Raw genomic sequence first — 25,415 nt, 5'->3', positions numbered from 1 at the left:
GTCGACTCTCATATCCTGCCCGTTCAAGGCTCGCGGCCCGGCCCGTCGACGGCCTCACGGAGCTTCTCTGCGGTCTTCTCCGGAGGCAGGCCGGCCGCCCCCTCACCCCTCAAAAGGAGGGTGCGCAAGCGTTCGCGGCCAAACACCCTGCCGACTTCCCTGAAGGTGAAGTAGGGGATCAAGGCGACCGCCATGATGACGCCCGCCGAAGCGAGGCCGCTGACCCCGCCGCCGCCGATCGCCGGTAGGCTGCCGGCGAAGGTCTCCCCGCGCCAAAGCCCGAGCACGATTTCCTCGACGGCATAGCCCGCAACGAGAAGAGCAGCGAAGGCGCACGACCGGATCAGAATCGGAATCATCAGAGGCCGGCCTCGAAAATGCGGGCGGACATCCATGCTCTCCGCAACGAGCATGATCTTCGCCAATATCCAGGCATTGATAAAGGCAAGTCCGTAGAAACTGTACGACAAACCGTGGCGCGACAGAACGATGTGCTCGTGCAGGATCAGGAGTCCGAAGATGACCCAGAGGTAGGCGAAGATGCCGATGATCCGCTTGGCCTCTTCGAAAATGCGATGTCCGATCCGCCGCATCTGGCCCTCGGCTTGGAAAATCCCATTCAGTGAGGAGGATTGGGATTCATCAGCATCTGGCTACGCTGATCGCCCTGCCGCCGGAATTCGCAATTCGCAGTGTTGGACGTACGGCCTTCGCCCAACGCCGTCACACGCATCATCCTGGCAACCCGTGTCCACCGCTTCCGGGCATCATCCCGCAAGATCGAAACCGGGCCACCGAGTCGCCCACACCGTCGAACGTGCGGCGCGGACGCTTCCCGAGCGTCTTACCTCATGATTCTCCTGAGATGATTCAAGATGTCAGGGTGGTCAAGTCGTGCATGCGGAACGGCCACTCTGCTTGCATCAAGCAGTCGAGCCGTCGTCCATACGAGGTATGTCTGATTCACCTGCCCCATTCGATCAAGCATCGGTATCCGAACGTGATCAGCTGGCGGCTGAAGGATCCTGCGATGATTCATTGCTCGAAACGCGCACGGATAGCGGTCCACCCGGCGCTGCGGGGGCGTATCGTCACGCGGCAGGAGCCGCTCTGGCTGCCAGCTTCATCCCGAGCGGCGTCGTTCGGCGAGGTTCCATCGTCCTGGCGGAAGGCGACCGGGACCACGACCGCCTCTCCGTTTGGTTCAACGCAGGCGGGCATCTGATCGATGCGGCCGGCGGATCACAACTAACCCTCATCCGTGTTGTGCGCGAGGCCATCCGGGCGAAGCCGACACCCTGAGCATCGGAGACCGGATGATGATCCGGGCCCTTTCCTTGATCCTCGCTCTGCCTCCGCTCCTTTGCGCCAACCCGGCAGCGTCCGGAATCGCTGAGGGCGATCGCATCCGTGTCGCCTACGCAGTTCCGAAGTCAGCCGAAGCACGCACGATCTTCCAGGAGATGCGCGCGCGACGGCTGCTGGAAGGCTTGCGCGAGACCCTGAGCGTCGTTCGGCTGCCGCGCCCTCTCACCGTTCGCCTCGACGAATGCGGCCGTGAGGGCAACGCCTGGTACGATCCGGCAACGCGCTCGGTCACGGTCTGTTACGAATTCATTCAAGACGTGCGGAGCCGGGCGCCGAAGGACAGCTCTTCAGCGGGCGTGACCCGCCACCAAGCCATCATGGGTTCGATCGCGCATGTATTCCTGCATGAAATCGGTCACGCTCTCTTCCACCTGTTGGAGGTGCCGATCTTGGGCCGGGAGGAGGACGCCGCCGACCAATTCGCCGCTCTGCTCCTGCTCAACCTCAGGCCAGCCCAGGCGCGGCAGATCATCAACGGCAGCGCCTTCCTCCTCGCGAGCTACGCCGAGGAAGAGAAGTTAGAGAAAAGCGATTTCGCTAACGATCACGGGCTGTTCCGACAGCGGTTCTACAACTTGCTGTGCCTTGCCTACGGTTCGGACAGGCGCACCTTCGGCTATCTTGCCGACCGCGGCGACCTGCCGAAGGAGCGGACCGAGACCTGCGCCGCCGAGTATGACCAGGTCGTGTTCGCGATGGATCGATTGTTCCGCCGGCACCTGCGCAGCGATCGCTTGGGTCGGGAGCATACCCGCCGGGGCTTCCGCTGGGCGTTCTGACCGCGCGACGTCCGTAGAGGCCGCGACACCGTCAGTCCCATCGGATCAAGCGCCGGTGCCAGCCTCGTTCTACCGTTCCGATCGCCAAACCCCGACCTTCGACGCGGGGCGTCGGGACCGGCACCGACGGCGCAGCGTCAGCGTGTCGATCGTCCGGCCGTGACTCGTGACCGGTGGAGTGCCCCTGATGAGAGCATCAAGACGGATGGCCCTCGCTGCCCTGACGTTCGCAGCCATGCTCGGAATGAGCTGGCCCGAATCCGGCCGGATCGGCATCGGCCAGGCCCAGGCTGCGGGCGGCTGCGGGGTCGGTTTCCACCGCGGGCCATACGGAGGGTGCCGGCCGAACGTGTACGGCGGCGCCTACGGTGGGCGCGCCTACGGCGTCTACGGCGGCCGCGCCTACGGCTATCGCGGGGGCCGAGTCTACGGAGGGCGCGCCGTGTATGGCCGGCGGGTCGGCGGTTACCACGGGGCGCGGGGCTTCCACGGAGGCGGCCGCTTCCGCCGCTAGGACATAGTTCTGCGACGGGGAGCGGTTGCATCGCGGGGCCGATCAGAGGGGCGCGCCGGACCTATGTCCGTCACGACAGCCGGCGTTGCCCGTCGCCTGTATCGGGGCCTCACCACGTCCGCTGAACCCCGACTTCCAGGCTCGACTGTCATGCCCGACTGCCATGGATGACCTGTCGCGATACTCCGTCATCGAGCGCTCGCGTGCCGGATGCGCTGTGGAAATCCGCGCCCTACGGCCGGACGATCGCGACCGATTGCTGACGGCCGTCGATCATACCAGCGCGCGCTCGCTCTATCTCCGCTTCTTCGGCCCGAGGCGCCATTTCACCGACAAGGAGATCACCTTCTTCCTCAACGTCGACTTCACAAGTCACGTGGCCCTAGTGGCGGTCACGGAGCAGGACGGCGAGCCTGTCATCGCAGGCGGTGCCCGATATCTTGTGACGCAGCCCGGGCAAGCCGAAGTGGCCTTCACCGTGATCGACCCGTTCCAAGGTCAGGGCATCGGCGGCCTGCTGACGCGACACCTCATCAGCATCGCCCGCGGAAAGGGATTGACGGAACTGATCGCGCATGTCCTGCCGGACAACGCACCCATGTTGAAGCTGTTCGAGCGGTGCGGATTGCCGCTGCGTAAGAAGCGTGATGCAGAGGCCATCCACGTGACTCTTCAACTGACTTGAATAACCGAGACTCTCCCGGCTGGATCTCCAAGTCGGAAGCGCCGGCATATGGCCTTGGAGGACGCAGAGCTCGCGCGGCGTGGAGGCATCGATGCCCGGTCCAGACCCGCCCACCCCATGCGTACCGGCGTATCACAGCCCCGGATACGCGACCTGCGCGGACGAGGGCGTTCGCCTCTGTTCATGCGGGCACGCCGGTCGCTGATCACAGTCTCGCCGGGATGGATCCGGCCATGAAGTCTGCGGCGGATCGGATTTCTACGGGCGACAGAGAATTCGTGTCGGGCCGGACACGGTCCGCTGTCCGCCCGTTCCCGGCCCTGTCGCCGTGCCTTCGCCCGCGCTCGTGGAGTGCGGCGCGCGGGCTTGCCATGTCTCCTCGTCAGTAGGGCCGGCAGCCGCCGGCATAGGAGTCGTAATAGGCGTTCGGTCCACATCCTCCATAAGTGGAGCCGTAATAGCCGGCGGCCGCTGCGGCGCCGACTCCAGCCGCCGCGAGCCCGTAGCCGGGACGGTATCCATAGCCGTAACCGTAGCGGCCGACTCTCGCGTAGCCGTAGCGGCCGGCGCCTGCGTAACCGTATCGGCCCCCGCGTCCGTACCCGCCGCGATAGCCGGCCATGCCTCCGCGATAGCCTCCGCCCCGGACTCCACCACCCCGGAACCCGCCGGCGTGGAAGCCGCCACCGCCGCGGAACCCTCCGCCGCCGCCACGGAAGCCACGTGCATCCGCCGCGACGCTGGTCAGGATCAGGGCGACAAAGGCCGCGGACGAGATTAGGACAGCTTTCATGGCAGTATCTCCGTCTCTGGTGAAGAAAATCACATCGATGCGAAACAGAGTTGATGCCGCAGCTGTGATCATCTTCGAAGCCCGCGCGGCTTCAACATCAAGGTCGTCGAACGGTATGACGAAGTCGGCCGCGCCGCTTGATCCAAGAGGACGCCCGGCGAGGTCCGCACGAGGCCGCGGTCGCATGCGCACTTGGGCATTCATGAGCATCGCGGCGCCGGCGGCCCGCGGCCTTCGCGTCGCTCACGAGCAGCGCCGATAGGCGACGCCTGTCGGATCTTGATCGCCGTAGTAGCGTTTGAGGCCGCGATCGGGTGATATCGCCATCACCACCCTGACCTCATTGCTCGCGACACTGTTCGTGCAGTCGAGGAGGAAGACATGACGATCCTTATTCGGCTGGGTCGATTTGATCTGACAGGATGCCATCGGAGTTCTCAGGCGCTTGCCGGAGATCACGAATGCGGGCGCGAAAATGTCGACAGGCTTTTTGAATGCCTTTACTTTCCCGCCGGACGAAAACACATCTGCGCAGTCGCGGCCATCCAGAACCCAGGCGCCCTGGTACCCCGACAGGCTGGAATCGACCGCCCGTGCCGGCGTCACTCCGGCCAGACTGATGAAGCCGATCATGGTAGCGCCCACGAATTGTGCGGTTTTCATCGCAACCTCCTTCGGTAACGAGATGCGCCGGATCAGCGGAGCCGAGCCTATTCTGCTTGCGTGAGCCTGTCGGCGATCAGACCCGAGGCGGCGATCCGAGACAACACCGACCCGGTGTAAGGACGTCGATGCTCTGGCGACGCGCCGTTGTTCGATATGTATGCCTTCAAAGAACGAATCAATGATCCTGCAGAGAGGATCGATTGTCGGATAAGCAGTGTTCGCCGCGATGATCTGTTCGTGACGGGTCGACGAAGGAACGGGCTGCTGTCTCAACGATTTGCATCGCAGTGATTCCCATCGCAGTCAGGGACATCAGAAGCCTTTTGCGTGGACGGCGCACAAGCTGGACATAAGCATCGAGACCCTGGGCTCATATGGTTCGCGCAGGCCGCCATTCGGTCGGCGTCAGGGTCGGGTCCCGAACGCGAGCTACTCCAAACGGATCAGAGCCGATCTTGAGGACAGTTGGCCGGGGATCACACGGTCCGCCTCTGTCTAAAGACAGGAGCGACCGAGCGTCGCCGCATCCCAAAGCCGTGCCTGTCCTGTTGGATCAAGCGTGGCGCCCGGCGCGGTGCTAGCGTGCCTGCCGTGGACGGATCGACGCGACGCGGGGCAGGACTTCGGGCCTAGCCCGGCGCGACGCGGCTCTCGATGCATGGTGTCCTCCGACCAGGAGAAGACCTCATGAAAGCTTCCCCGAGCACACGGCATCCGCGAGTCGTATGCCGCGATGTGCGTCCCGCACGGAAGCTTGAGTCATGTTCGAGCCGTATCCGATCTCAAGATCCAACCTGAATCGTGAAGCGTATCGAGGGGAACCATTCGATTAAAAACAGTGCATCGCACGGCAGCAAAACGAACCTGTAATATCCCTGGGCAGTCAGATGGACGCTATCGTCAAGAAACGGCGGCACTCCAAGCGCGCAGCGGAAGCATCAGAGCTCGACCTGGTCGATGCCTATTGGCGCGCGGCAAACTACCTGTCGGTCGGGCAGATCTATCTGCTCGACAATCCTTTGTTGAAGGAGACGCTGACCAAGGAGCACATCAAGCCGCGTCTGCTCGGCCATTGGGGCACAACGCCGGGCCTGAATTTCATCTATGTTCATTTGAATCGCCTGATCAAGAAGCACGATCTTGATATGATCTATATCACCGGACCGGGGCATGGCGGTCCTGGGGTGATCGCCAACGCTTATCTCGAGGGAACTTACAGCGAGGTCTATCCGCAGATCTCCGCGGACGCCGAGGGCATGCGGCGCCTTTTCAAGCAGTTTTCCTTTCCCGGTGGAATTCCAAGCCACGTCGCGCCCGAAACACCGGGCTCGATGCATGAGGGCGGCGAGCTGGGCTACTCCCTCTCGCATGCCTATGGGGCGGCCTTCGACAACCCCGATCTCATCGTCGCCTGCGTCGTCGGCGACGGCGAAGCTGAGACGGGCCCCCTGGCAACCAGTTGGCATTCCAACAAGTTCCTCAACCCGGCGAGCGATGGGACGGTTCTGCCGATCCTTCACCTCAACGGCTACAAGATCGCGAACCCGACCGTCCTCGCTCGGATCAGCCACGAGGAGCTCGAACATCTTTTCAAGGGATACGGCTACACACCCTACTTCGTCGAAGGCAGCGACCCGGCCGAGATGCACCAGCTCATGGCTTCTACGCTGGACACGGTGCTGACGGACATCCTGCAGATCAAAGCCGAGGCGCGCGACAAAGGTTTTACGCGCAGACCGCTCTGGCCGATGATCGTGCTCCGCACACCCAAGGGCTGGACCTGCCCGAGCGAAATCGACGGCCGACGCACCGAGGACTACTGGCGCTCGCATCAAGTGCCGATGGGCGAGATGCACGACAATCCGGCCCACGTGCGGATCCTCGAAGACTGGATGCTCTCCTACCGGCCCGGCGAGCTTTTCGACGTGAGCGGTCGATTGCGATCCGAGATCGCCGACATTGCCCCGAAGGGTGAGCGGCGCATGAGCGCCAACCCGCATGCCAACGGCGGCGCGTTGCTGCGCGACCTCCGGCTGCCGGATTTCCGCGACTACGCCGTCACCATGACGGCGCCCGGAGCGACCATGGCGGAATCCACGCGTGTGATGGGCCGCTTTCTGCGCGACGTCCTTGCGCTGAATGCCGAGGCGCGGAACTTCAGGCTGTTCAGCCCGGACGAGAACAATTCCAACCGCTGGCAGGACGCGCTCGAAGTCACCAACCGCGCCTGGGTGGCCGAGACCCTGCCGTGGGACGATCACCTCGCGCCCGATGGCCGCGTGATGGAGATGCTGAGCGAACATCAGTGCCAGGGCTGGCTCGAGGGCTACCTGCTGACCGGCCGGCACGGTTTCTTTTCCTGCTATGAGGCTTTCATCCACATCATCGACTCGATGTTCAATCAGCACGCCAAATGGCTGAAGGTCTGCAACCACATTCCTTGGCGGCGGCCGATCGGATCGCTGAACTACCTCCTATCGAGCCACGTGTGGCGGCAGGATCACAATGGATTCAGTCATCAGGATCCCGGTTTCATCGATCATGTCGTGAACAAGAAGGCGGAGGTGGTGCGTGTGTATTTGCCGCCGGACGCCAATTGTCTTCTCTCGGTGACCGATCATTGCTTGAGGAGCCGAAATTACGTTAACGTAATCGTGGCAGGCAAGCAGCCGGCGCCGCAGTGGCTCACGATGGATGAGGCGGTCAAGCACTGCACGGCCGGGCTCGGAATCTGGGCATGGGCGAGCAACGATCGCGGCAGCGAGCCGGACGTCGTCATGGCCTGCTGCGGGGACGTGCCGACCATGGAGACGCTCGCGGCCGTCGACCTCCTTCGCCGCTATGCTCCGGACCTCAAGGTGCGCGTCGTCAACGTCGTGAACTTGATGAAGCTGCAGCCCGATACGGAGCATCCCCACGGGCTCTCGGATCAGGACTTTGACGCCCTGTTCACGACAGACAAACCGGTTGTCTTCGCCTTTCACGGCTATCCGTGGCTCATTCACCGGCTGATCTATCGTCGCCACGGGCACGGAAACTTCCACGTGCGCGGCTACAAGGAGGAGGGCACGACGAGCACGCCGTTCGACATGTGCGTGATGAACGATATCGACCGCTTCCACCTGGTGGGCGACGTCATCGATCGCGTGCCGGGTCTGGCCGCCCGTGCGGCCTACGCCAAGCAGGCGATCCGGGACAAGCTGATCGATCACCGGGAGTATATCGGTCGGTACGGTGACGACATGCCCGAGGTGTCTGGCTGGTCGTGGGGCGCCATGACGACGGCGCGTGCCGCAAGCTCGACAGAGAGCGACAATGTGTGAGGAGGGGCGCCTCGACCGGCGTCGCGCGCGGTGATGCCGAGCCTTCGCGCCGCGATCTTCGACGTAGACGGCGTGCTCGTGAACTCGCCCCACGAGCGCGCATGGCGCGAGGCGCTGAAAGGTTTTGCCGATCCGGCAGGCTTCACCACCGCCTTCTATCAAGCGAACGTTGCCGGACGGCCTCGCCTCGAGGGGGCTCGTGCGGTGCTCGAGCGGCTCGGCGGGCCGGAGGCCGCGCGCCGGTCGGCAGACTATGCGGACAAGAAGCAGGCGCTCATCGACCGGCTGATCGAGGAGGGCAGCTTCGAGGTTTTTCCCGATGCCATGCGCTTCGCCGCTGCGCTGAACGTGGCTGGACTGCGGCTGGCGCTCGCCTCCTCGTCGAAGAACGCCGCCGCGATGCTGACCCGCCTGAAGTTGCCGGACGGGCGCACGCTGCTCTCGCTGTTCGACGCCGACCTCAGCGGCCACGAGGTGCCGAAGGGTAAGCCGGATCCGGCTCTCTTTCTGCTCGCGGCCGAAGCCGTGAAGACGTCGCCGGCGCAGTGCATCGTGGTGGAGGACGCACCGGCCGGCATCCGGGCCGCCCGCGCCGGCGGAATGACCGCAATCGGGATCGCCCGCCTCGGCGACGAAGTCCTGCTGAGCGAGGCAGGCGCCGATCTCGTCGTGACAAGTCTTGATCAGGTCGAGGTCGCCACTCTGGCCGAGGGCACGCTGCGCGCCCGGGCTGCTCAGGAGCCCGTCGAAGATGCTTGATCTGCTTCAACCGACGGAGGCGCCCGGTTGGGTTCTGGCGCATGAAGGCTACAACGTGCTCACGGAAAGTGCCGTCGAGTCGCGTTTTGCCCTCGGCAACGGCTTCCTCGGAATGCGCGCCGCGCGCTCCACGAGCCGAGGGCCGACCTGGGTCAGCTGGCTCGGGTACATCCGTTGGGCCTCATGGCCGCGCTGCTACGTGGCGGGGCTGTTCGACATGCCGAATACCGAACCGCCCGTTCCGGCACTCGTGCCCGTCGCCGATTGGTCGCGGGTCCGCCTCATCCTCGATGGAGAGCCGCTCGTGTCACGCGAGGGTGAGATGCTTCGCGGCCTGCGGCGGCTCGACATGCGGCGCGGCGTGCTGCTCTCCGAATGGACGCATCGAACGCCGGCCGGCATCACCGCGACGGGCCACGAGCTTCGCCTGCTGTCGCTGGCAGACCGCGCGGCGGGGCTGCAAGTGCAGCGCGTCGTGCTGGACCGGGATGGCGTCGACGTCCGCCTCGAAGCGAGCTTCGGTCTGGCCGGTCTCGGCATGGAGCCGATTCGTCTCAAGAACGAAGTGGGCACTTGGCGCACCGAGGGGACGGGCAAGGTTGTGGCGATGGCCGGCGGTGCAGAGCTGCGCCTCGAAGGAGCCTCGGTCCCTGCCGAGCGCCCGTTCCCGCTGCGGTGGATCTGGCGCTGGCGCTCCAAGGCCGGCCAGGTTGCCGAACTGGCTCGCCACGTCGCCGTGGCGCGATCGGACCGACCGGCGGAAGACCCGACGCCGCACGCGGAGGCGGCGCTGGAGCGCGGCACCAACTTGGGCTGGCGTGCTGTCCTGCGGGCGCATGAGGCCGCCTGGAACGACCACTGGGAGGACGGCGGGATCGACATCGACGGCGATGACGATCTGGAGCGCGCCCTGCGGTTCGCCGTCTACCATTTGACGAGCGCCGCCAACCCGGACGACGACCGGGTGTCGATCGGTGCGCGCGGCCTGACCGGCGATGCCTATTTCGGCCACGTCTTCTGGGATACCGAGACCTATCTTCTGCCATACTACACCGCCGTCTGGCCGGAAGCGGCGCGCGCGCTGTTGATGTACCGGTACCACATGCTGCCCGCCGCCCGTGCGAAGGCTGAACTGTTCGGGTACCGAGGCGCGCTCTATCCCTGGGAGTCGGCCGATACCGGTGAGGAAACCACACCGGAAACGGTGCTGGGCCCCGCCGGGCAGCCGGTCGAGATCCTGACCGGCAAGATGGAACACCACATCAGCGCCGACATCGCATACGCGGTCTGGCAGTATTGGCGCGCCACCGGCGACGACGACTTCTTCCGCGATGCCGGGGTCGAAATCCTCGTCGAAACCGCGCGATTCTGGGCCTCCCGGGCCGTGGCCGAAGCGGATGGCGGGCGCCACATCCGCCACGTCATCGGGCCGGATGAGTACCATGAGGATGTGGACGACAACGCCTTCACCAACGTGATGGCACGCTGGAACATCGCGCGTGCTCTGGACGCGTTGGACCTGCTGCGGAAGCGCTGGCCCGACCACGCCGCCGCGCTCCAAGACAGGATCGCCCTCGACGACGGTGAACTCGACGACTGGCGGGACGCCGTCGCGCGCATCGTCACCGGCCTCGATCCCACCACCGGGCTCTACGAGCAGTTTGCCGGCTTCCATGCATTGAAGCCGCTGGATGTGAGGGACTACGTCACCCACGCGCTGCCCATCGACGTGGTGATCGGCCGCGAGCAGACGCAGGGCTCGCAGGTCGTCAAGCAGGCCGACGTGGTCGCGCTGATCGCCTTGTTGCCCGAGGCGTTCCCCGGGGAGGGCGCGGCGGTCAACTTCCGCCACTACGAGCCGCGCTGTGCCCACGGCAGCTCCCTGAGCGCAGCGATGCATGCGCGCGTGGCGGCCCGCCTCGGGGACAGCGAGATGGCGCTCCGCTACATGCGGGAGACGGCCTCCCTCGATCTCGATCCCGATCCAAACAGTGCCGGCGGCGTTCGCATCGCCGGGCTCGGCGGCCTGTGGCAGGCCGCGATCCTCGGGATCGCGGGGCTGAACTTGGCCGGCGAGACCCTGGAACTCGATCCCAAGCTGCCGCCCACGTGGAGACGTCTATCCTTCAAAGTTCGCTGGCGCGGTCGCTCCGTCGGGCTCAGCATCACTGGTGACGCGGTGGAGGCCACCCTGATCGACGGTGATGAGATCGACATCACTGTTGCCGGCGACACACGAACGCTGCAACCTCGATCACCGCTGCACGTCAGCCGTTCATCCGCGGCGTTCCGGGGTGCGGTGGATGTCGATGCATGAGGCCGATATCCGCGTCGAGCATGACTTGGCGAATGGACCGTCCGGTTCCGGGCTCATCAGCGAATATCAGCCGCCGAAGAAAAGCAGGCCGATGATTTGCACGCTGAAGACTTTCACGATGGTCATCGACGGGAAGATCATCGCGTAGCATATATCCGGGCGTTCGGTCGGTGCCGTGCGCGAGGAATAAGCCAGAATTGCCGGATTTCCTGTGGCGCCGGAGGCGACACCGATCAGGTCGTCGAACGGAATTTTGAGCAGATAGAAGCCGACGAGCAGCACGATCGCCACCGTCGTCAACAGCACCGCCACACCGATCAGCAGCATCAGTGGTCCATTCTGCGCGACCGTGGTGACGAAGGCTTGGCCGGAATTGATCCCGACCGTGGCCAGGAACAGTGTCAGGCCCAGATTGCGCAGCACGATGTTTGCGGGCAGGGGCATGACCCAGCTCAGCGGACCGGTGCGCCGAAGCCGGCCGAGGATCAGCGCCACGATGAGCGGGCCGCCGCCGATGCCGAGAGTCAGGGCGCCGATGCCCGGCACAGGAATCGGAATCAGGCCGAGGAGAACGCCGAGCACCATTCCGAGACCGACGGACACGTAGCTGAAGTCTGCGGTCGCCCTGAGGGTGTCGCCAAAATGCGCGCGGATCTCGGCCACGGCCTCGTGTGCGACGAGAATCCCGACCCTGTCGCCGAGCTCCAGCATCAGGTCGGGGGCGGCCAGCAGGTCCATGTCGTAACGCCGCACATGCAGGATCTGGATCGAGATATCCGGCGGCAGGGGCAAAGCCGACAGCTTCACGCCGGTCAGCGCCGCGTTCGAGACGAAGAAGCGCTGGTAGGTGATGTCGCCGCGATCTTTGGTGAGCCGGCCCTTGTCGGCATGTCCCAGAGCCGTGGCGACCTCCTCGACCGCCACCGCGCGATCGGCCGCGAGCAGAAGCGCGTCGCTCGGATGCAGTTCCAGGCCAGGATCGGGCAGTCGATTGTGGTGGGCCTGCCGCACGCCCGCGATCTGTACGCCGTCGGGCAAAGTCCCCATGACGGCCGCGAGCGTCGTTCCTGCGGCCGGCAACCGCTCGACTGTGATCTCGCCGATGTGGAAGCGGGCTGGCTTCGGCGGAAAGGTCGGCTTCACGCGTCGCGTCATGAAGTAGAGGCAAAGAATGGGACCGATCACGCCGAACGGATAGGTGACCGAGTAGCCGATGGATGGGTCGCGATTTCCGATCGTATCGATCGCGGCCTGCAAGGCCGCCGTGCTGACCATCGATCCAGCGAAGATGCCGAGCGTGTGGCCGAGCTTGACCTGGAACACGGCGCCGAGACCGACGGCCACCAACAGGCCAGCGATCACCGCGCCGACCGCCAGCAGATTATAGACGCGGCCGGGGCCCGACAGGCCCTCGAAGAATTGCTGACCGTAGAGTATGCCGATCGCGTAAAGGAACATGATCAGCCCGACGAGACCGAGCGGCCCGGCGACTTGTGCCTTCGGTGCGATGGCGCCGATGATCAAGCCGACGAAGAGCACGGCCCCCACGCCGAGCGAGAAGTCTAAGACCCTGATCTGTCCGACCGCGTAGCCAAGGCCGATGACCAGGAAGAGTGTCAGGATCGGCTGCGTTCCAATGAACTCGCTGATTGAGGCCATCATGGAAGAAATCTCCGCTTCCGTCCGTTAGGCCTTCGGCTCGGAGGATCATTGGCGCAGGCCAAATCGACGCCGACCCCGCTTCCACACTGCCGGACTACTGCAGCGGCTGTTCCGGTCCGAACGCGCGCGTCAGGATCGGCTCGGCGGACGACAAGACGCACTCTTCTCCCGCGTGCGAAAAGCTCACCCACTCCCCGTTCAACAAGCGGTAGGTTGCCGACATGCGGTCGATCTCGATGCGAAGCGTCTGTCCTCTGACGGTCAAGACGAAGTTCAAAGCCGACCACGTCTCCGGCAGCTTCGGATCGAATGAGATCTGGCCTGCGGTATCACGCAGGCCGGCGAAGCCGTAGACGAGGGCGAGCCACGTGCCACCGATGGCGGCGATATGAGCGCCGTGCATCATGTTGCCGCCGATGTCTGACATATCCATCGCCGCCGCAAAGTCGAAATAATCGATTGCCTTTTCCTTGAACCCCGTCTCGTTTGCGATGATGCTCTGAATGCAGACGGACAAAGACGAGTCGTGCGTAGTTAGCGCCTCGTAATATTCAAAATTCCTTCTCTTCTCATCGTGATTGAATTGCTCGTTGAGCAAAAACATGGCCATCACAGTATCGGCTTGCTTGATGACCTGGGACCTGTAGAGATTGAGGGGGTGGTAGTGGAGAAAAAGAGGATAATTATCCTCCGGCGTTGTCGCGAAGTCCCAGCGTTTGAGGTCGAGGAAGTCGTCATCCTGAGGATGAATCTTGAGGCGGCCGTCGTAAGGAAGATACATCCGCTCGGAGGCTTCATGCCACTGTTCGAGTTCGGACGGTTCGAGGCCCGTGCGGGCGACCAAGATCTCGAACAGAGGAGGGTGCAGGCGCTCGAGAGCCCGTACGCTCTGGACGGCGTAGCGCAGGTTTTCCCGTGCCATCAGATTGGTGAAGCAATTGTTGTTGACGAGGGCCGTGTACTCATCCGGTCCCGTCACGCCATTGATGCAGAAGCGACCGCCTTTGACGTCGGAGAAGAAGCCGAGGTCGAACCAGAGGCGAGCCGTCTCGATCAGGATCTCCGCGCCATAATTCCAGAGAAACTCCTGATCTCCGGTCACCTCGACATATTTCCGGAGCGCATAGGCGATATCGGCGTTGATGTGGTACTGCGCCGTTCCCGCAGCATAGTAGGCTGATGCTTCGTCGCCGTTGATGGTTCGCCAAGGGAAGGTGGCGCCACGGTGACCCAGTTCCCGGGCCCGGGCTCGGGCCTTATCAAGCATGTCGTAGCGAAATTTCAGAACGCTTCGGGCGATCGCGGGATTTGTGTAGATGATGAACGGCAATACGTAGATTTCCGTGTCCCAGAAGTAATGCCCTTCATAGGTTTGGCCGGTCAGGCCGCGAGCGCCGATCCCATGCCCTTCAGCCCGTTCGGAGGCCTGGAGGAGTTGGAAGAGGTTCCACCGGATGGTCTGTTGCGTCCTTGGATTGTCGCTCTCCACCGTCACGTCGGCCCGTGCCCAGAAGCGCCCGACATCGCTCCTCTGCCGCTCGCGGATGCGCTCGAATCCATGTCGCATCGCGCGGTCGAGGGTTGAGGCGGTCTGGAACAGGATCTCGGTGTGATCCGAAGATTCTCCGTAGTGATAACTGAGATACTTGCGGATGCGGAGCGGTTTATTTCGCTCGAGTTTACACCGGAACCGAGCGGCGGCGAAATCGTCCTCGCAGACGAGCTCGGTCAGGACTGGGCACTCGCTCGAAACGCTGTGATCCATGCCGCAGCCGAGGCTCATGCCGGAGCTCCTTGTCCGATAGCTCAGCATCGCCCGCATCCCCCCGGCACTCGTTCCGGTCGGGTGAAGCACGCGACCGACGAAGCCTTCGGCGAGACGTGGATCTGTCGTATCGGCGCTCAAGGGTTGAGAATTGACCAGTTCCGACGAAACCGCGATTTCGACGTCCGCGTCCTCCCCCGTCAGTTCGAACTCGATTGCAGCAAGATGTCGTTGCGCGAGCGAGACGAGCCGAACGGTGCGCATATGCAGGCGCTTGCCTGTTGCGGTTACCCAGCGGACGTCGCGGTTCAACGTGCCCGCTCTCAAATCCAAGGAGCGCCGGTAGCTCAGGATCTCCGCCGGCGGCAGGACGAATGGCTCGTCATCGACAAACAGTTTCAGCACCGTTCCGTTCGGGCAGTTCAAGATGCTCTGGCCGACCCTGGGGAAGCCGTAGGCATGTTCCCCGTAGGAGATCGGCCGGTGTTCGTAGAAGCCGTTGAGATAGGTGCCCGCCTCGCGCACCGGTGTGCCTTCCTCCACCGTGCCGCGGATGCCCAGATATCCGTTCGACAACGCGAACATCGTCTCGGCTTGCCCGGTCAGTTCACGCGCCAGTCTCGCGTCGTAGCGGACGGTTTCGAACGCCCAGGGGTTCGGTGGGAAGATGTCGTCCGGCGGAATGTAGCGTGGGCGCAGCATCGATCATCCGTCCAAGCGGCGGCTAATTCGATTGGTCAGTGTCCGACCTGCTTCGAAATCAGAAATGCTATCAAGTGTTGTTCCAAGAATGGTTCTCAGTGCTTCTTGCGTGAAGAATGCTTGGTGGCCGGTCAAAATGACATTCGGAAAGGAGATAAGGCGTCGAATGACATCGTCGGAGATGATGGAGCTCGACAAATCTCTGTAGAAAAGATCCGCCTCCTGCTCATAGACATCGAGTGCCAATCCGCCGAGACGGCCCGACTTTAATGCATCGATGGCGGCCTCGGTGTCGACCAGCCCGCCGCGGCTCGTGTTGATCAGAAGCGCCCCGTTCTTCACGCGCCCCAGCGTTCGTCTGCCGACGATGTGATAGGTCTCGGGTGTCAGCGGGCAATGCATCGAAATGACATCCGCCGCTTCAACGCCTTCGGCATCGACGTAGCGACCGCCGAACTTCTCGAACTCGGGTGAGCGATGCACGTCGAACCCGAGCACGGTGCAGCCAAAGCCGGCCATGATCCGGCCGAAGATGGTGCCGATCTTCCCGGTCCCGATCACCGCCACGGTGCGGCCGACAAGGTCGAACCCCATCAGGCCATCGAGCCTGAAGTCGCTTTCCCGCGTTCGGTTATGGGCTCGGTGAATCTTCCGGTTCAGCGCCAGCAGCAATCCGACGGCGAACTCCGCCACCGAATTGGGCGAGTAATTGGTCACGCGGACGACTTGTATTCCGAGTTCGTCTGCTGCCTCCAGGTCGATATGATTGAATCCCGTACATCGCGTCGCGACGATCTTCGTTCCCCCCCGAGCGAGATCCTCGAGAACGGTGCGATCGACGGTGTCGTTGACGAAGACACTGACCGCAGGAAATCCTGCCGCAAGAAGCGCAGTTTTAGGCCCCAGCAGCGTATCGAGATATACCAAATCGTGGCCGTGACTGGTGTTCAGCTCATCTAGAAGCACGCGCTCGTAATTCTGCGCGCTGAACATCGCAACTCGCATGCTCGCGCCTCCCCGGTTGATCGCTGTGAATTGCCCTGTCGGTGCTATCTCGAGTCAAAGAGATGGCGAATTCCGAAGACGTTTCGCGCGCCTCCAATCATGGCTCGCCCTGTGCTCTGTCGCCCGGTCGAGCGGCGGCTGTTGGATCTCGCATGGCAGGACGAGTGAGAAGTCCGTTCTTGCACTTGTTTCGCATGAGGCAAGCGGCTGCGCTTGATCAATCGGGACAGCGCGTCGGCGCGGCCTCGATCGGTTCAGTTCGCGTGAGCCGCTCGCCCGGTGGGCTGCGGATGGCTCCCGCCCTTTCCCCGCGGCGGGAGCGACGGACATCCGCTCTCCTCCCTTACGGCGGAAACAGAGGGATCTGGCGAATGCTCTGGCGGGTGGCGGTGATGGTCAGATCGTTGTCTTGCTGACGCAGCAACGGGACCGGGATGGCGATCTCTCCACCGCCGAGCCAGCGCCGTCGCGCTACGACGACAATCAGCGTATTCCCGTCTTTTGAAACTCTGACATCCCGCACATACCCGACGACGAGCTTCTGATCGGCATAGAGCCGACGGCCGCGCAGAGTCGGAATCAGCGAAGCCGCACCGAGTTGCATGCGCGCGTCCGCTTGATCCGAGAGAGGCGAGCGTCCCTCCTGCGCCCCCGCTCCGGCGGCGAACGTCATGAGGATGCCGACCACAGCGCAGACGAATCGCAGCACTTGCCGTCCCTCCTCCCGCGTGGACCGTCCCCTGCCGGAGCCCGTTGCCGTGCCTCACAGCCGGTTCGCCTGGCGCCAGATACTCGGCGCCATGCCCGACCAGCGCCGGAAGGCATGGGTGAAGGCGGCAGGCTCGGAGAAGTTCAGGGCGGTCGAGATCTGCGTCAGGCTCATGCTCGTGTCGGCGAGCAGTTGCTTGGCCACCCGGTACAGCGCGTCGTTGGAAAGCTGTCTGAAGGATGTGCCCTCGGCCCGCAGGCGTCGGCTCAAGGTGCGGCGGTGCACCAGGCGCATGCGCGCGACGCGCTCGGCCTTGCAGCGTTGCCGGGTGACTTGGGTCCGGAGGTAGCGACGAAGCTCATCCGTCAGATTGGACGACTGCATGGCCTCAAGTTGGCGGATGCGGCCCTCGGCCAACCTGCGCACAATCGGGTCCGCGCCGTCGATGGTTTTGTTGAGAAGCTCGGCCGGGAACACCAGGGCGGCCATTTCCTGATCGAACCGGATGGGCGCCTGGAAGAAGCGATCATAGGGATTGGTTTCGCGTGGCTTGGAGCGGGGCAGCAGAACCTCATCCGGAGCCCAGTCGGAGCCACACAGCGCCCGAAGGACGCCGGTCATCGTCGCCAGCGCCCGCTCCGAGTGGATGGCCGCGCTCTCGGCCTCCGGCCCGTAGGGAGCGTAGCTGAGAACGGTGATGCCGCTGTCGGTGCCCAGCCCGACCACCGCACCCCAGTTCTGAACGCCAGCGTGGGCTTCGAGGGCCCGCAAGGCGTCGCCCACGGTGTCCGAATGGCGCATCAGCAGGCCGAGCCGCCCCAACGAAGCCAGGGTCGCCCGCTGGCCGACGAGAAGTCCGAAATGCGGACAATTCGTGCGCTCGATCCCGAGCGTGATCAGGCGGCTGAGATTGGCATAGGGGACAGGATGGCCGCCGTCGAAGAGACGTGGGTCGAGTCGTAGCTCGGTCAGAAGATCGTCAGGAGCGACACCGAGTTCGACAAGAGTGGCATAGACCGCCGGCCCGACCCCAGGGCGGCTGAAGGCAATAGAGAGCGACTTCCCGCTTGTATGGCACCCCCGGGTCCCCGACGGCGGGGGTGAGTCTATCGTCATGGAAGAGGACATGATCACCTCCGTTTTGACGCCGCGCTCACTCGAAGGGCGCGTCTAACACAGGTTTTGACATCCCGATTTGATCGAAGGGGGCAACTTTTGGCCGCATGGAGCACCTTTCAAGTTGCGCGATCGTGAGGCCCTCTTAATATCTAGACTGCAAGCATGCGTTACCGGCTGTGAAGCGAACGCCTATTTCCCTGGTGAGCCTGTACATTGCGAATTGGCTCAGTCTGAAAAGATGGCAAGCTTCAAGATCGATCTGTGACCCCACCGCTCAGGATCGAACTTCGAGGAGGCGTAGGATGCCGGGCGATGCGCTCTATGCGGATGCCGACCCATCCTTGCCGGTAGGCGGCGCTCCGGCGACCTCGGCGGGGGTATTCCTGTCGAACGGCCGCAATGCGGCTCCGGCGAACGAGAAGCCCGCTGGCGCCCGTAGGGCTCCGGCTGCTTCGGATCGCGTGACGCGAGCCCGGTCTGACGCTGTAACCTCATGTTGCAGCCTCGTGATAGCCGCCGTCCGCTCGGCACAAGGAGTCATGTCGGGCGCGGGCGTGCTCGAGGGCGACGATGGACGGCAGCGGCGCGTTGCTGCCCATGTCGTAGTCATTGCCATGGGTGAGCGCCTCAGGTTGGCGTATACAACCTTTCGATTGCACGGGCGCCGCTGACGCCAGCCAAACCGCGGTGACGAACAGAAATGCAAGCATAAGCGGCAAGGCAAGAATCGCTACAGCTTACGGAAGCTGAACGGTAGCGCTGTGCCGAGAGTGTCGCTTGATCGGAAGGGACACGTGGTGAAAATCTTGCGAGATCTCGGCGGATTCGCTGTGGCTTGGCATTTCGAGTTTGGCCGGCGGTCAGCCGAGTGCTGAGGGCGCTTGAAGGTGCCTGTAGTGCTCGATAGCCGTCCGGACGTTGAACAACAGGCGGTCGGGGCCGAGTTCCTGGTCGAGGCCTGAACGCCGCACCATGTCGAGCACGTGGGGATTGCAGTCCACGAGCCAGAAGGTCACGCTCGTTCGCCGCGCACCCTCCTGCAGCATCTGCAGCGCCGAATACTCAATGTCGGGCACGCGGCTGAGATCGAGAACGACCACGCGCGGCTTGTGCTCGGCAATCAGCGCCCGGATCCGCTCGCCGACGTTCTGCGCGTTGGCAAAGTAGAGGCGTCCTTCCGGACGGAGGATGAGGAGACCCTCGAACGTCTCGTCGTCAGGGTGCTCTGCCGAGAGGGGGCGCAGGACATCGGCACCACGTTTGCGCCCGATGATGAAGACCGGCGGATGAGCGGTCTGAAGGGCAAGGCCGATGAGCGACAGAACGATGGCGACGACAATGCCCTGAAGCGTCCCGAAGACCAGAACGCCGATGGCCGCGACGACCGCCCAGTAGAACTCCATGCGGCGCACCCGGTAGATCGCCCGGAACTCTGCCGGCTGAATCAGGCTCGCCGAGTAGATGATCACCACTGCCGCCAGGGTCGCCTGCGGCAGGAGCCGCAAAACCGGAGCAAGGAGCAGCATCGTGGCAAGCGATGCGGCGGCCGTCACGAGCGAGGCCATCTGGGTTCGGCCTCCGGCTGCCCGCACGACACCGGTCTGCGAAGTGCCGCCGCCCGCCGGCATCGATCCGAGCAGGGCGCCCCCGAGATTGGCGGCTCCGGTCGCGATCAGCTCGCGGTTGGCGTTGACCGGCGGATCGTCGGGTCCAACGAAAGCCCGGCTGGCGGCAATGCTTTCTGTGAAGCTCATCAAGGCGATGCCGAGGGCACCCGGCAGGAGTGCCTGGATCAGGGCGGGATCGGGCAGAGTGAGCGAGGGCAGGCCTTGCGGGATAGGCCCGACGATCGACACCCCGGCGGCGCTCAGGTCCAGCAGCCACGAGGCGGCGACAGCCGCCGCCACCGCGCCCAGGGGGGCCGGCGAGTGCGGCTTGAGCCACTCCATGGCGAGAAGCACGGCCAGCGTGATCCCCCCGACGGCGAGCGTCACCAGAGAGGTGTCGGGCAGGTGCCGCACGAGACTCACCAGGTCGGCGACGAAGGATTGTTTCGTTCCATGCAGTCCAAGGAGCTTGGGGATTTGGTCCAGGAGAATGACAACTCCGATGCCGGCCTTGAAGCCCGTCAGTACGGGCACGGAGATGAAGCTCGCCACGAAGCCGAGCTTCATCAACCGCGCGGCGAGGAGCAAAATGCCGACGAGGGCCGTCAACGTTGCCGTTGCAGCAGCGAGCTTCGCCGGCCCGCCGTCGGCGGCCACGCTGCCGAGCTCAGCTCCGGTGAGGATCGCCAAGGTTGTCGTCGAGCTGACGCTGAGGACGCGCGACGAGCCTAAAAGCCCGTAGATGACCGCCGGAACGAATGCGGTGTAGAGGCCGACCGCCACCGGCAATCCGGCCACCGCGGCGAAGGCGATGGCTTTGGGCAGGACGACGGCGGCCGCCGTGAGGCCCGCCACGACATCGCGGCCGAGATCTGGCCGCATCTTGCTCCAGTGAGTACGAATCGCTGCGCGAAGATCTCTCATCGGAAATCCCTCGCGTTCGGCGCAGGGAAAGGCCGGCTTCGACACTGTTTTGGAGGATGTTCCCGGGATCCGCAACGAGGTGATCTTGCCGTTGTTTGGCGCGGGCTAAGCAAAAGGCGCCGGGTTCTTCACGGCCACTGGTGGCCGGAACGCGAGGTCCAGAGACGTGACAGGCTCCGACAGTCGAGGGCTAAAGCGACTGGCCTTGGCTGCCGATGCAGTCTTGGGTGACCTGACGGGCGGGCTTTGGACCGGACCGATTGAGATACAGGGTGAGCTCATGACGCCAAAGGCCGCAGGAGAGCCGGCGCATCCTGAGACGTCACCCGCCTTCACAAACTTCGCGGGCAGAGTGGCCGAGTGGGATGGTCATCCCCTCGTCTTCACACCGGGGACTGTTGTCGTCGCCGGCTGTGCCATCAGCGGTTCGTTTCTCCGCGCTCGGAAGCTGAGCACCTCGTCATCAACGCGGACATCACCATCGTGACCTTCCTGATGGTGGTCCTGATCCAGAATTCGCCGAACCGGGACGGACCGGCCCTCCATGCCAGGCTCGAAGAGCCCATTCGGGCGGGTGCGGCTCGGGACCACTTCACCGGTATCGAGAACCTCACCGAGAGGAACTCGGCGAGTTGCGATGACGCGGCGAGACACGGCTCAGACGCCCGAACGGGACGGGGACACTGCCGCGAACCAGCCCGCATCCGGGTGAGGATCGGATGGCACCCCTTTTGTGCCACCGACGAGACCAATGCGTGCAACGGTTTCCGGCCCTCGGACATTCTGCACCGTCCAATGAGATGAGAAGGCTTCCTCATGCCGGTCCGCTGGGTCTCAACCGTTTTGTTTCTCTCCGTCGCGACCACTTCCGTCGGTGCCGCGCCGATGTCTGGTGAGGACAAGGCGGCGCTCCAGCAGCAATGCATGAGCGACTTCACGACCTTTTGCGGGGACATGCCGCCGGACGATGGCCCCGAGACGCAGGCATGCTTCGAGAAGAACATGTCGAAGCTGTCGCCGGGGTGCCAAGGTGCCATCCAGAGTTACAAGCAAGGCAAGAAGGGCTGACCGCCCATCGGGGACCCGTCGCCCGGCTCTCCGGTGCGACCGTCATCGGATCGGTTGCGACGTGCCTGTCGCTTCGGGCCTTCGATCCAGCCTTCACCGGCACAAGCGGTCGACGAAAGCCGGTCCATGATGACTGTCGCCGCCATCGAGTGACACTGAAGACGCGAAGCGGCCGACGGGTGCGGGCCGCAGCGAACGGGGATTGTGTGTGCGCAAGTTGGCGTTGCCGGGCGGCCGCGAGGTTTGGCTCCTCGGCTTAGCAGCCCTTCTGGTCCTCGCCGCCGTCGCGGCGTTTTACGCCACGCGCGCAACGACCCTTACCGTCGCGACCGCGCCGCATGGCGGTACAGAGCCGGCACTTCTGCGCGCCTATGCCGACGAGCTTGCCCGTAGGAAGAGTGCGATCCGCCTCAAGGTCCTGACCTTCGACGGGGTGCGCGAGAGCGCGGAGGCGCTGAAGGCGGGCAGGGCCGACCTCGCCGTGGTACGGCCCGACGTGTCGATGCCGGGCAACGGCCTGACCCTGGCCGTCTTGCGCAATCTGGCGGCCTTCGTGGTGGCGCCGGGTGCCACGAACATCAGGAGCTTCCCTGATCTCGCCGGCAAGCGGCTGGGCATGCTGGCGAGCCGGACGGCCGACAGGGCGCTGGTGGGCAACCTCGTCGCACACCACAACCTGGAACTACGGACCGATCCCCCGGCCGAGGCTGTGCCGGGGACGGCCGTGCTCCTCGTCCCGGTGCAGGAGGCTGAGATCAACGCCGCGCTCGGCGATGGGCGCATCGACGGGATGGTGCTGGTGACCACACCGACTTCCCCAGCCTCGCGGCGGGTCGTCGATCTCATACGCGCGGCGAGCGTGGATCACGAGGTCTCGCTCTTCGGGGTTGCCGACACCGCCGCGGTGCTGGCCCGCTGGCCGCGCCTGCAGCCCGTCACGGTCCCGGCAGCGCTGTTCGGCGGCAATCCCCGCCTCCCCACGGAGGATGTCGCGACCGTCGGCACGTCCTACCGGCTGATGGCGCGCGCCGACTTGGCGCGCAGCGTGGCCGCGGAGGCGACCCAGCACCTTTTCGAGATGCGTGCCGCCCTGGCCGAGAGCGTGCCGGCGGCCGAGGATGTCGCCTCTCCGGACTACGAGGACACCGCCGACGCCACCAGTGCCCGCATTCCCATCCATCCCGGCGCGATCGACTACTACGAGCGCGAGCAGGAGACCTTCATCGAGCGCTACGAGAGTTGGATCTACCTCGTAGCCATCCTGGGCGGTGGCCTGGGCTCCACGCTCGCTTGGCTGCGGCAGCGCATCGGACGCAAACGCCGAGAGCGGATCGAGGTGGCCACCGCGCGCCTGCTCGAACTCCGCTCCGAGGCACGACGCGAGACCGACCGCGAGCGTCTGGAAGCACTCGCCAGCGAAGTGGACGACCTTGCAGGCAGCATCGCGCGCCACGCCCTGAACCGGCCCACCGAGCCGCGTACGCTGGGCGCCGCCAACGTGGCCATCGAGGCGGCGCGTTCAACGATAAGGCGTGCTCAGGCCGGCAGCGGGTTCCTCATCTCCTGAGCGTCGTGGAGGCGGCCGGCCTTAGCCGGCGTGCCGAGCGGTCCGACTGTGGTCCAGCGTGCGATCGTGCGCCCAGGGGGAACCTGCACCTCTTTCTCGTCAGGACGTCGAGGCTCTCTCGGCATGACGTGATGTTCAGGCCGATCACCATCCCGCCAGAGCGCTGAGGCCTTCGTCGAGGGCCATGCGACAAACGGGCGAGGGGAGGAAGCCGGAACCGCTCCCATCGAGCCCTGTTGGACCGAGTATCACATTTGCGAAGGGAATTTTATGCGTAAGGGTTATCTCGTTCTCACCGCCGCCGCCATGCTCGGCCTCGGCTCGATGGCTGCTTCCGTGACCACGGCGGAAGCTGGCTGGCGCGGTGGCTACGGCGGCTATCACGGCGGCTACGGCTACCGGGGCGGTTACGGCGGATATCGCGGCGTCGGCTTCCGGCGCGGCTATGGCGGCTACGGATATCGTGGCTACGGCTACCGCCGGGGTATCGGCCCGGGAGCCGCGATCGGCCTGGGGATCGCGGGTCTCGCGGCCGGTGCGATCGCCGCCAATTCCTACGGCTACGGCTATGGCCGTCCGGTCGGTTACTACGGCGGTTATGGGTATGCTCCCGCCTACGGCTATGCGCCCGTCTACGGCGGTTACGGCTACGGCTACGGCTGGTAAGCCACGCCACAGAGTGGACGATGGGGCCGCCTGCGGGCGGCCCTTTTTGTTGGCGTGTGCCCGTTTCGATGGGCGACATTGTTCTCGAAGGTTGAACCCGGCGCCTTCTGTCTGCTCGCGAGACCGAGCGCACAGTCGAACCGGCGGCGTGCGAATGCGGGCTGAACGGCCTGCTCGTGCCGATTCCGGAGATTGCGGTGATGGCCGCCCACGTCTTCGAGCCTGGGAGGCGGAGCGGGGCCCGGCTTCTGTCAGCTCGCGCGCGGCCGAACTCTGGCTCGGAGCGTGATGCGCGTCAGTTCGGACGGAGGGCCCAACCGGAGGGCGAAGCCCGGCCACAGCGCCGTGCCGTTGTTGACGTAAAGCGTCATACCACCGACCGCGTACGCGCCGGAGACGAAACCGCCGTTCCCCCGCGCGACCAGCCTGTCGAGACCCACGATCATCCCGCCATGCGTATGACCGGACAGTTGCAGGGCTACGCCCTTCGCGGCCGCCCTGGCCGCATCCCTCGGTTGATGATCGAGGAGGATGATGGGGATGCCGACCGGAGCATCTGTCAATGCCGCATCGAGATCGTGGGCCGGCCGGCCCGAATGCGAGGCCGAGAGGTCGGTCACGCCCGCCAGAACGACGGCATCATCACCGCGCCTCAGGACGGTGTGCCGGTTCGCAAGCACAGCCATGCCCAGATCGGCGTAATGGCGCATCCACGCCGTATACTCGAAGAGATATTCGTGGTTGCCGGGGATCAGCCAGACCCCGTCGGGAGCCCGGAGATCACGCAGCGGTTCGACGTCGGCGCGACGGCTGGCGAGGGATCCGTCGATCAAATCGCCGGTGACCACGATGAGATCGACCCCGACTGCGTTGGATCGCGCCACGACCTCGCGCGCCCAGCGCGCCGGAAACAGGCGGCTGAGATGCAGGTCCGTCAGGTGAAGAAGGGTATAGCCGTCGAAGGCGGCCGGGAGGTTTTCGATCTCGACGGTGACATCGCGGAGCGGGGGCACCCGCACGGCCTGCTGAACCGCGACCGCCGACAGAAGCATGGCCAGGGCGGCCTCGGCGTAGCGCCACGCCGCCGGCAGCGACCAACCACCTCCCGGCACGAGCTTGCTGGCCAACGCCACGACGTCGAGCGCCAGCTGCATCGCCGCCAGCAGGAAGATGGTGCCGAAGGCCCAGTTGAACAGGATGACCAGTGCCCGCGGAAATTCGGGTGAGAAGACCGAGCCCGAGGAGAGGCGACTCCACAGGTGGTACTGGGACGCAATGAGCAGGAGAACCGCGACGCAGGCCTTCAGCGCGAACGGCCAAGGCAGAGGCCACAGCACCCTGGCGATCACGTACAGGCAGGGCAGACCGAAGATCAGGTGGAACATGGACCGACTGAGCGGGCGAGGGTTGGCGCAAC

General features: G+C 64.5%; 20 protein-coding genes. 10 read left to right on the top strand and 10 right to left on the bottom strand.

The features are described from left to right. Positions 1–23 precede the first annotated feature (23 nt). Positions 24–593, bottom strand: coding sequence for a hypothetical protein (locus HNR01_RS21190; protein WP_183669605.1), 570 nt, complete (start codon positions 591–593; stop codon positions 24–26). Between the two features lie 723 nt (positions 594–1,316). On the opposite strand from HNR01_RS21190, the gene HNR01_RS21185 reads away from it, so the two are divergent. The 3 genes from HNR01_RS21185 (at position 1,317) to HNR01_RS21175 (ending at position 3,346) form a co-directional block, all read left to right on the top strand. Next, positions 1,317–2,147 (top strand): DUF4344 domain-containing metallopeptidase, encoded by an 831-nt coding sequence (locus HNR01_RS21185; RefSeq protein WP_017487042.1) that lies wholly within the window; start codon positions 1,317–1,319, stop codon positions 2,145–2,147. A 187-nt stretch (positions 2,148–2,334) separates the two neighbouring features. Further along, positions 2,335–2,661 (top strand): GCG_CRPN prefix-to-repeats domain-containing protein, encoded by a 327-nt coding sequence (locus HNR01_RS21180; RefSeq protein WP_183669604.1) that lies wholly within the window; start codon positions 2,335–2,337, stop codon positions 2,659–2,661. 163 nt (positions 2,662–2,824) lie between these two features. Next, a complete protein-coding gene (locus HNR01_RS21175) occupies positions 2,825–3,346 on the top strand; it encodes a GNAT family N-acetyltransferase (protein WP_183669603.1) in 522 nt (173 codons plus the stop codon). 382 nt (positions 3,347–3,728) lie between these two features. On the opposite strand, the gene HNR01_RS21170 is transcribed toward HNR01_RS21175, so the two are convergent. Both HNR01_RS21170 and HNR01_RS28055 read right to left on the bottom strand, forming a co-directional pair. Continuing rightward, the gene (locus tag HNR01_RS21170) at positions 3,729–4,139 is read right to left on the bottom strand and encodes a hypothetical protein (protein ID WP_153876343.1); all 411 of its coding nucleotides are present in this window, start codon (positions 4,137–4,139) and stop codon (positions 3,729–3,731) included. A 243-nt stretch (positions 4,140–4,382) separates the two neighbouring features. Continuing rightward, positions 4,383–5,078: a hypothetical protein gene (locus tag HNR01_RS28055; protein ID WP_309236211.1), complete on the bottom strand. Its 696-nt coding sequence runs from the start codon at positions 5,076–5,078 to the stop codon at positions 4,383–4,385. Between the two features lie 614 nt (positions 5,079–5,692). Here HNR01_RS28055 and HNR01_RS21160 point away from each other — a divergent pair. From HNR01_RS21160 to HNR01_RS21150, 3 genes are read left to right on the top strand one after another with little or no spacing between them, the layout of a single operon-like run. Continuing rightward, positions 5,693–8,128 (top strand): phosphoketolase family protein, encoded by a 2,436-nt coding sequence (locus HNR01_RS21160; RefSeq protein WP_183669602.1) that lies wholly within the window; start codon positions 5,693–5,695, stop codon positions 8,126–8,128. A 33-nt stretch (positions 8,129–8,161) separates the two neighbouring features. Next, the gene (locus HNR01_RS21155; RefSeq protein ID WP_153876341.1) at positions 8,162–8,887 is read left to right on the top strand and encodes an HAD family hydrolase; all 726 of its coding nucleotides are present in this window, start codon (positions 8,162–8,164) and stop codon (positions 8,885–8,887) included. Beyond that, positions 8,880–11,204: a glycoside hydrolase family 65 protein gene (locus tag HNR01_RS21150; RefSeq protein WP_183669601.1), complete on the top strand. Its 2,325-nt coding sequence runs from the start codon at positions 8,880–8,882 to the stop codon at positions 11,202–11,204. The genes HNR01_RS21155 and HNR01_RS21150 overlap by 8 nt, the downstream gene beginning before the upstream one ends. A gap of 66 nt (positions 11,205–11,270) precedes the next feature. Here HNR01_RS21150 and HNR01_RS21145 read toward each other — a convergent pair whose 3' ends face one another. The 6 genes from HNR01_RS21145 to HNR01_RS21120 form a co-directional block, all read right to left on the bottom strand. Continuing rightward, positions 11,271–12,866, bottom strand: a complete 1,596-nt coding sequence (locus HNR01_RS21145) for an aspartate:alanine exchanger family transporter (RefSeq protein ID WP_183669599.1) — start codon at positions 12,864–12,866, stop codon at positions 11,271–11,273. Positions 12,867–12,960: 94 nt separating this feature from the next. Continuing rightward, entirely contained in the window at positions 12,961–15,333 is a 2,373-nt protein-coding gene (locus HNR01_RS21140; protein WP_183669597.1) for a glycoside hydrolase family 65 protein, read from the bottom strand. 3 nt (positions 15,334–15,336) lie between these two features. Further along, positions 15,337–16,338 (bottom strand): 2-hydroxyacid dehydrogenase, encoded by a 1,002-nt coding sequence (locus HNR01_RS21135; protein ID WP_183669595.1) that lies wholly within the window; start codon positions 16,336–16,338, stop codon positions 15,337–15,339. Positions 16,339–16,681: 343 nt separating this feature from the next. Continuing rightward, the gene (locus tag HNR01_RS21130; protein ID WP_183669656.1) at positions 16,682–17,011 is read right to left on the bottom strand and encodes a PRC-barrel domain-containing protein; all 330 of its coding nucleotides are present in this window, start codon (positions 17,009–17,011) and stop codon (positions 16,682–16,684) included. A gap of 90 nt (positions 17,012–17,101) precedes the next feature. Continuing rightward, positions 17,102–18,175: an AraC family transcriptional regulator gene (locus HNR01_RS21125; protein WP_246417586.1), complete on the bottom strand. Its 1,074-nt coding sequence runs from the start codon at positions 18,173–18,175 to the stop codon at positions 17,102–17,104. Between the two features lie 851 nt (positions 18,176–19,026). Beyond that, entirely contained in the window at positions 19,027–20,655 is a 1,629-nt protein-coding gene (locus HNR01_RS21120) for a SulP family inorganic anion transporter (RefSeq protein WP_183669652.1), read from the bottom strand. Between the two features lie 537 nt (positions 20,656–21,192). Between HNR01_RS21120 and HNR01_RS28050 the strand changes: the two genes are divergently transcribed. The 4 genes from HNR01_RS28050 to HNR01_RS21100 all read left to right on the top strand — a co-directional run bounded on the left by HNR01_RS28050 (position 21,193) and on the right by HNR01_RS21100 (position 23,998). Beyond that, positions 21,193–21,501: a low affinity iron permease family protein gene (locus HNR01_RS28050; protein ID WP_309236217.1), complete on the top strand. Its 309-nt coding sequence runs from the start codon at positions 21,193–21,195 to the stop codon at positions 21,499–21,501. 12 nt (positions 21,502–21,513) lie between these two features. Beyond that, complete coding sequence (locus HNR01_RS21110) at positions 21,514–21,765, top strand: hypothetical protein (protein ID WP_153876336.1); 252 nt, start codon at positions 21,514–21,516, stop codon at positions 21,763–21,765. 208 nt (positions 21,766–21,973) lie between these two features. Then, positions 21,974–23,332, top strand: a complete 1,359-nt coding sequence (locus HNR01_RS21105) for a TAXI family TRAP transporter solute-binding subunit (RefSeq protein WP_183669591.1) — start codon at positions 21,974–21,976, stop codon at positions 23,330–23,332. A gap of 270 nt (positions 23,333–23,602) precedes the next feature. After that, positions 23,603–23,998, top strand: coding sequence for a hypothetical protein (locus tag HNR01_RS21100; protein ID WP_017487023.1), 396 nt, complete (start codon positions 23,603–23,605; stop codon positions 23,996–23,998). 251 nt (positions 23,999–24,249) lie between these two features. On the opposite strand, the gene HNR01_RS21095 is transcribed toward HNR01_RS21100, so the two are convergent. Next, positions 24,250–25,383, bottom strand: a complete 1,134-nt coding sequence (locus HNR01_RS21095; RefSeq protein WP_183669589.1) for a metallophosphoesterase — start codon at positions 25,381–25,383, stop codon at positions 24,250–24,252. Positions 25,384–25,415 lie beyond the last annotated feature (32 nt).

The organism is Methylorubrum rhodesianum (assembly GCF_014199985.1).
Lineage (GTDB): Bacteria > Pseudomonadota > Alphaproteobacteria > Rhizobiales > Beijerinckiaceae > Methylobacterium > Methylobacterium rhodesianum.
The sequence above is the reverse complement of the archived record's forward strand: the minus strand, read 5'-3'. Positions and strand labels throughout refer to the sequence as shown.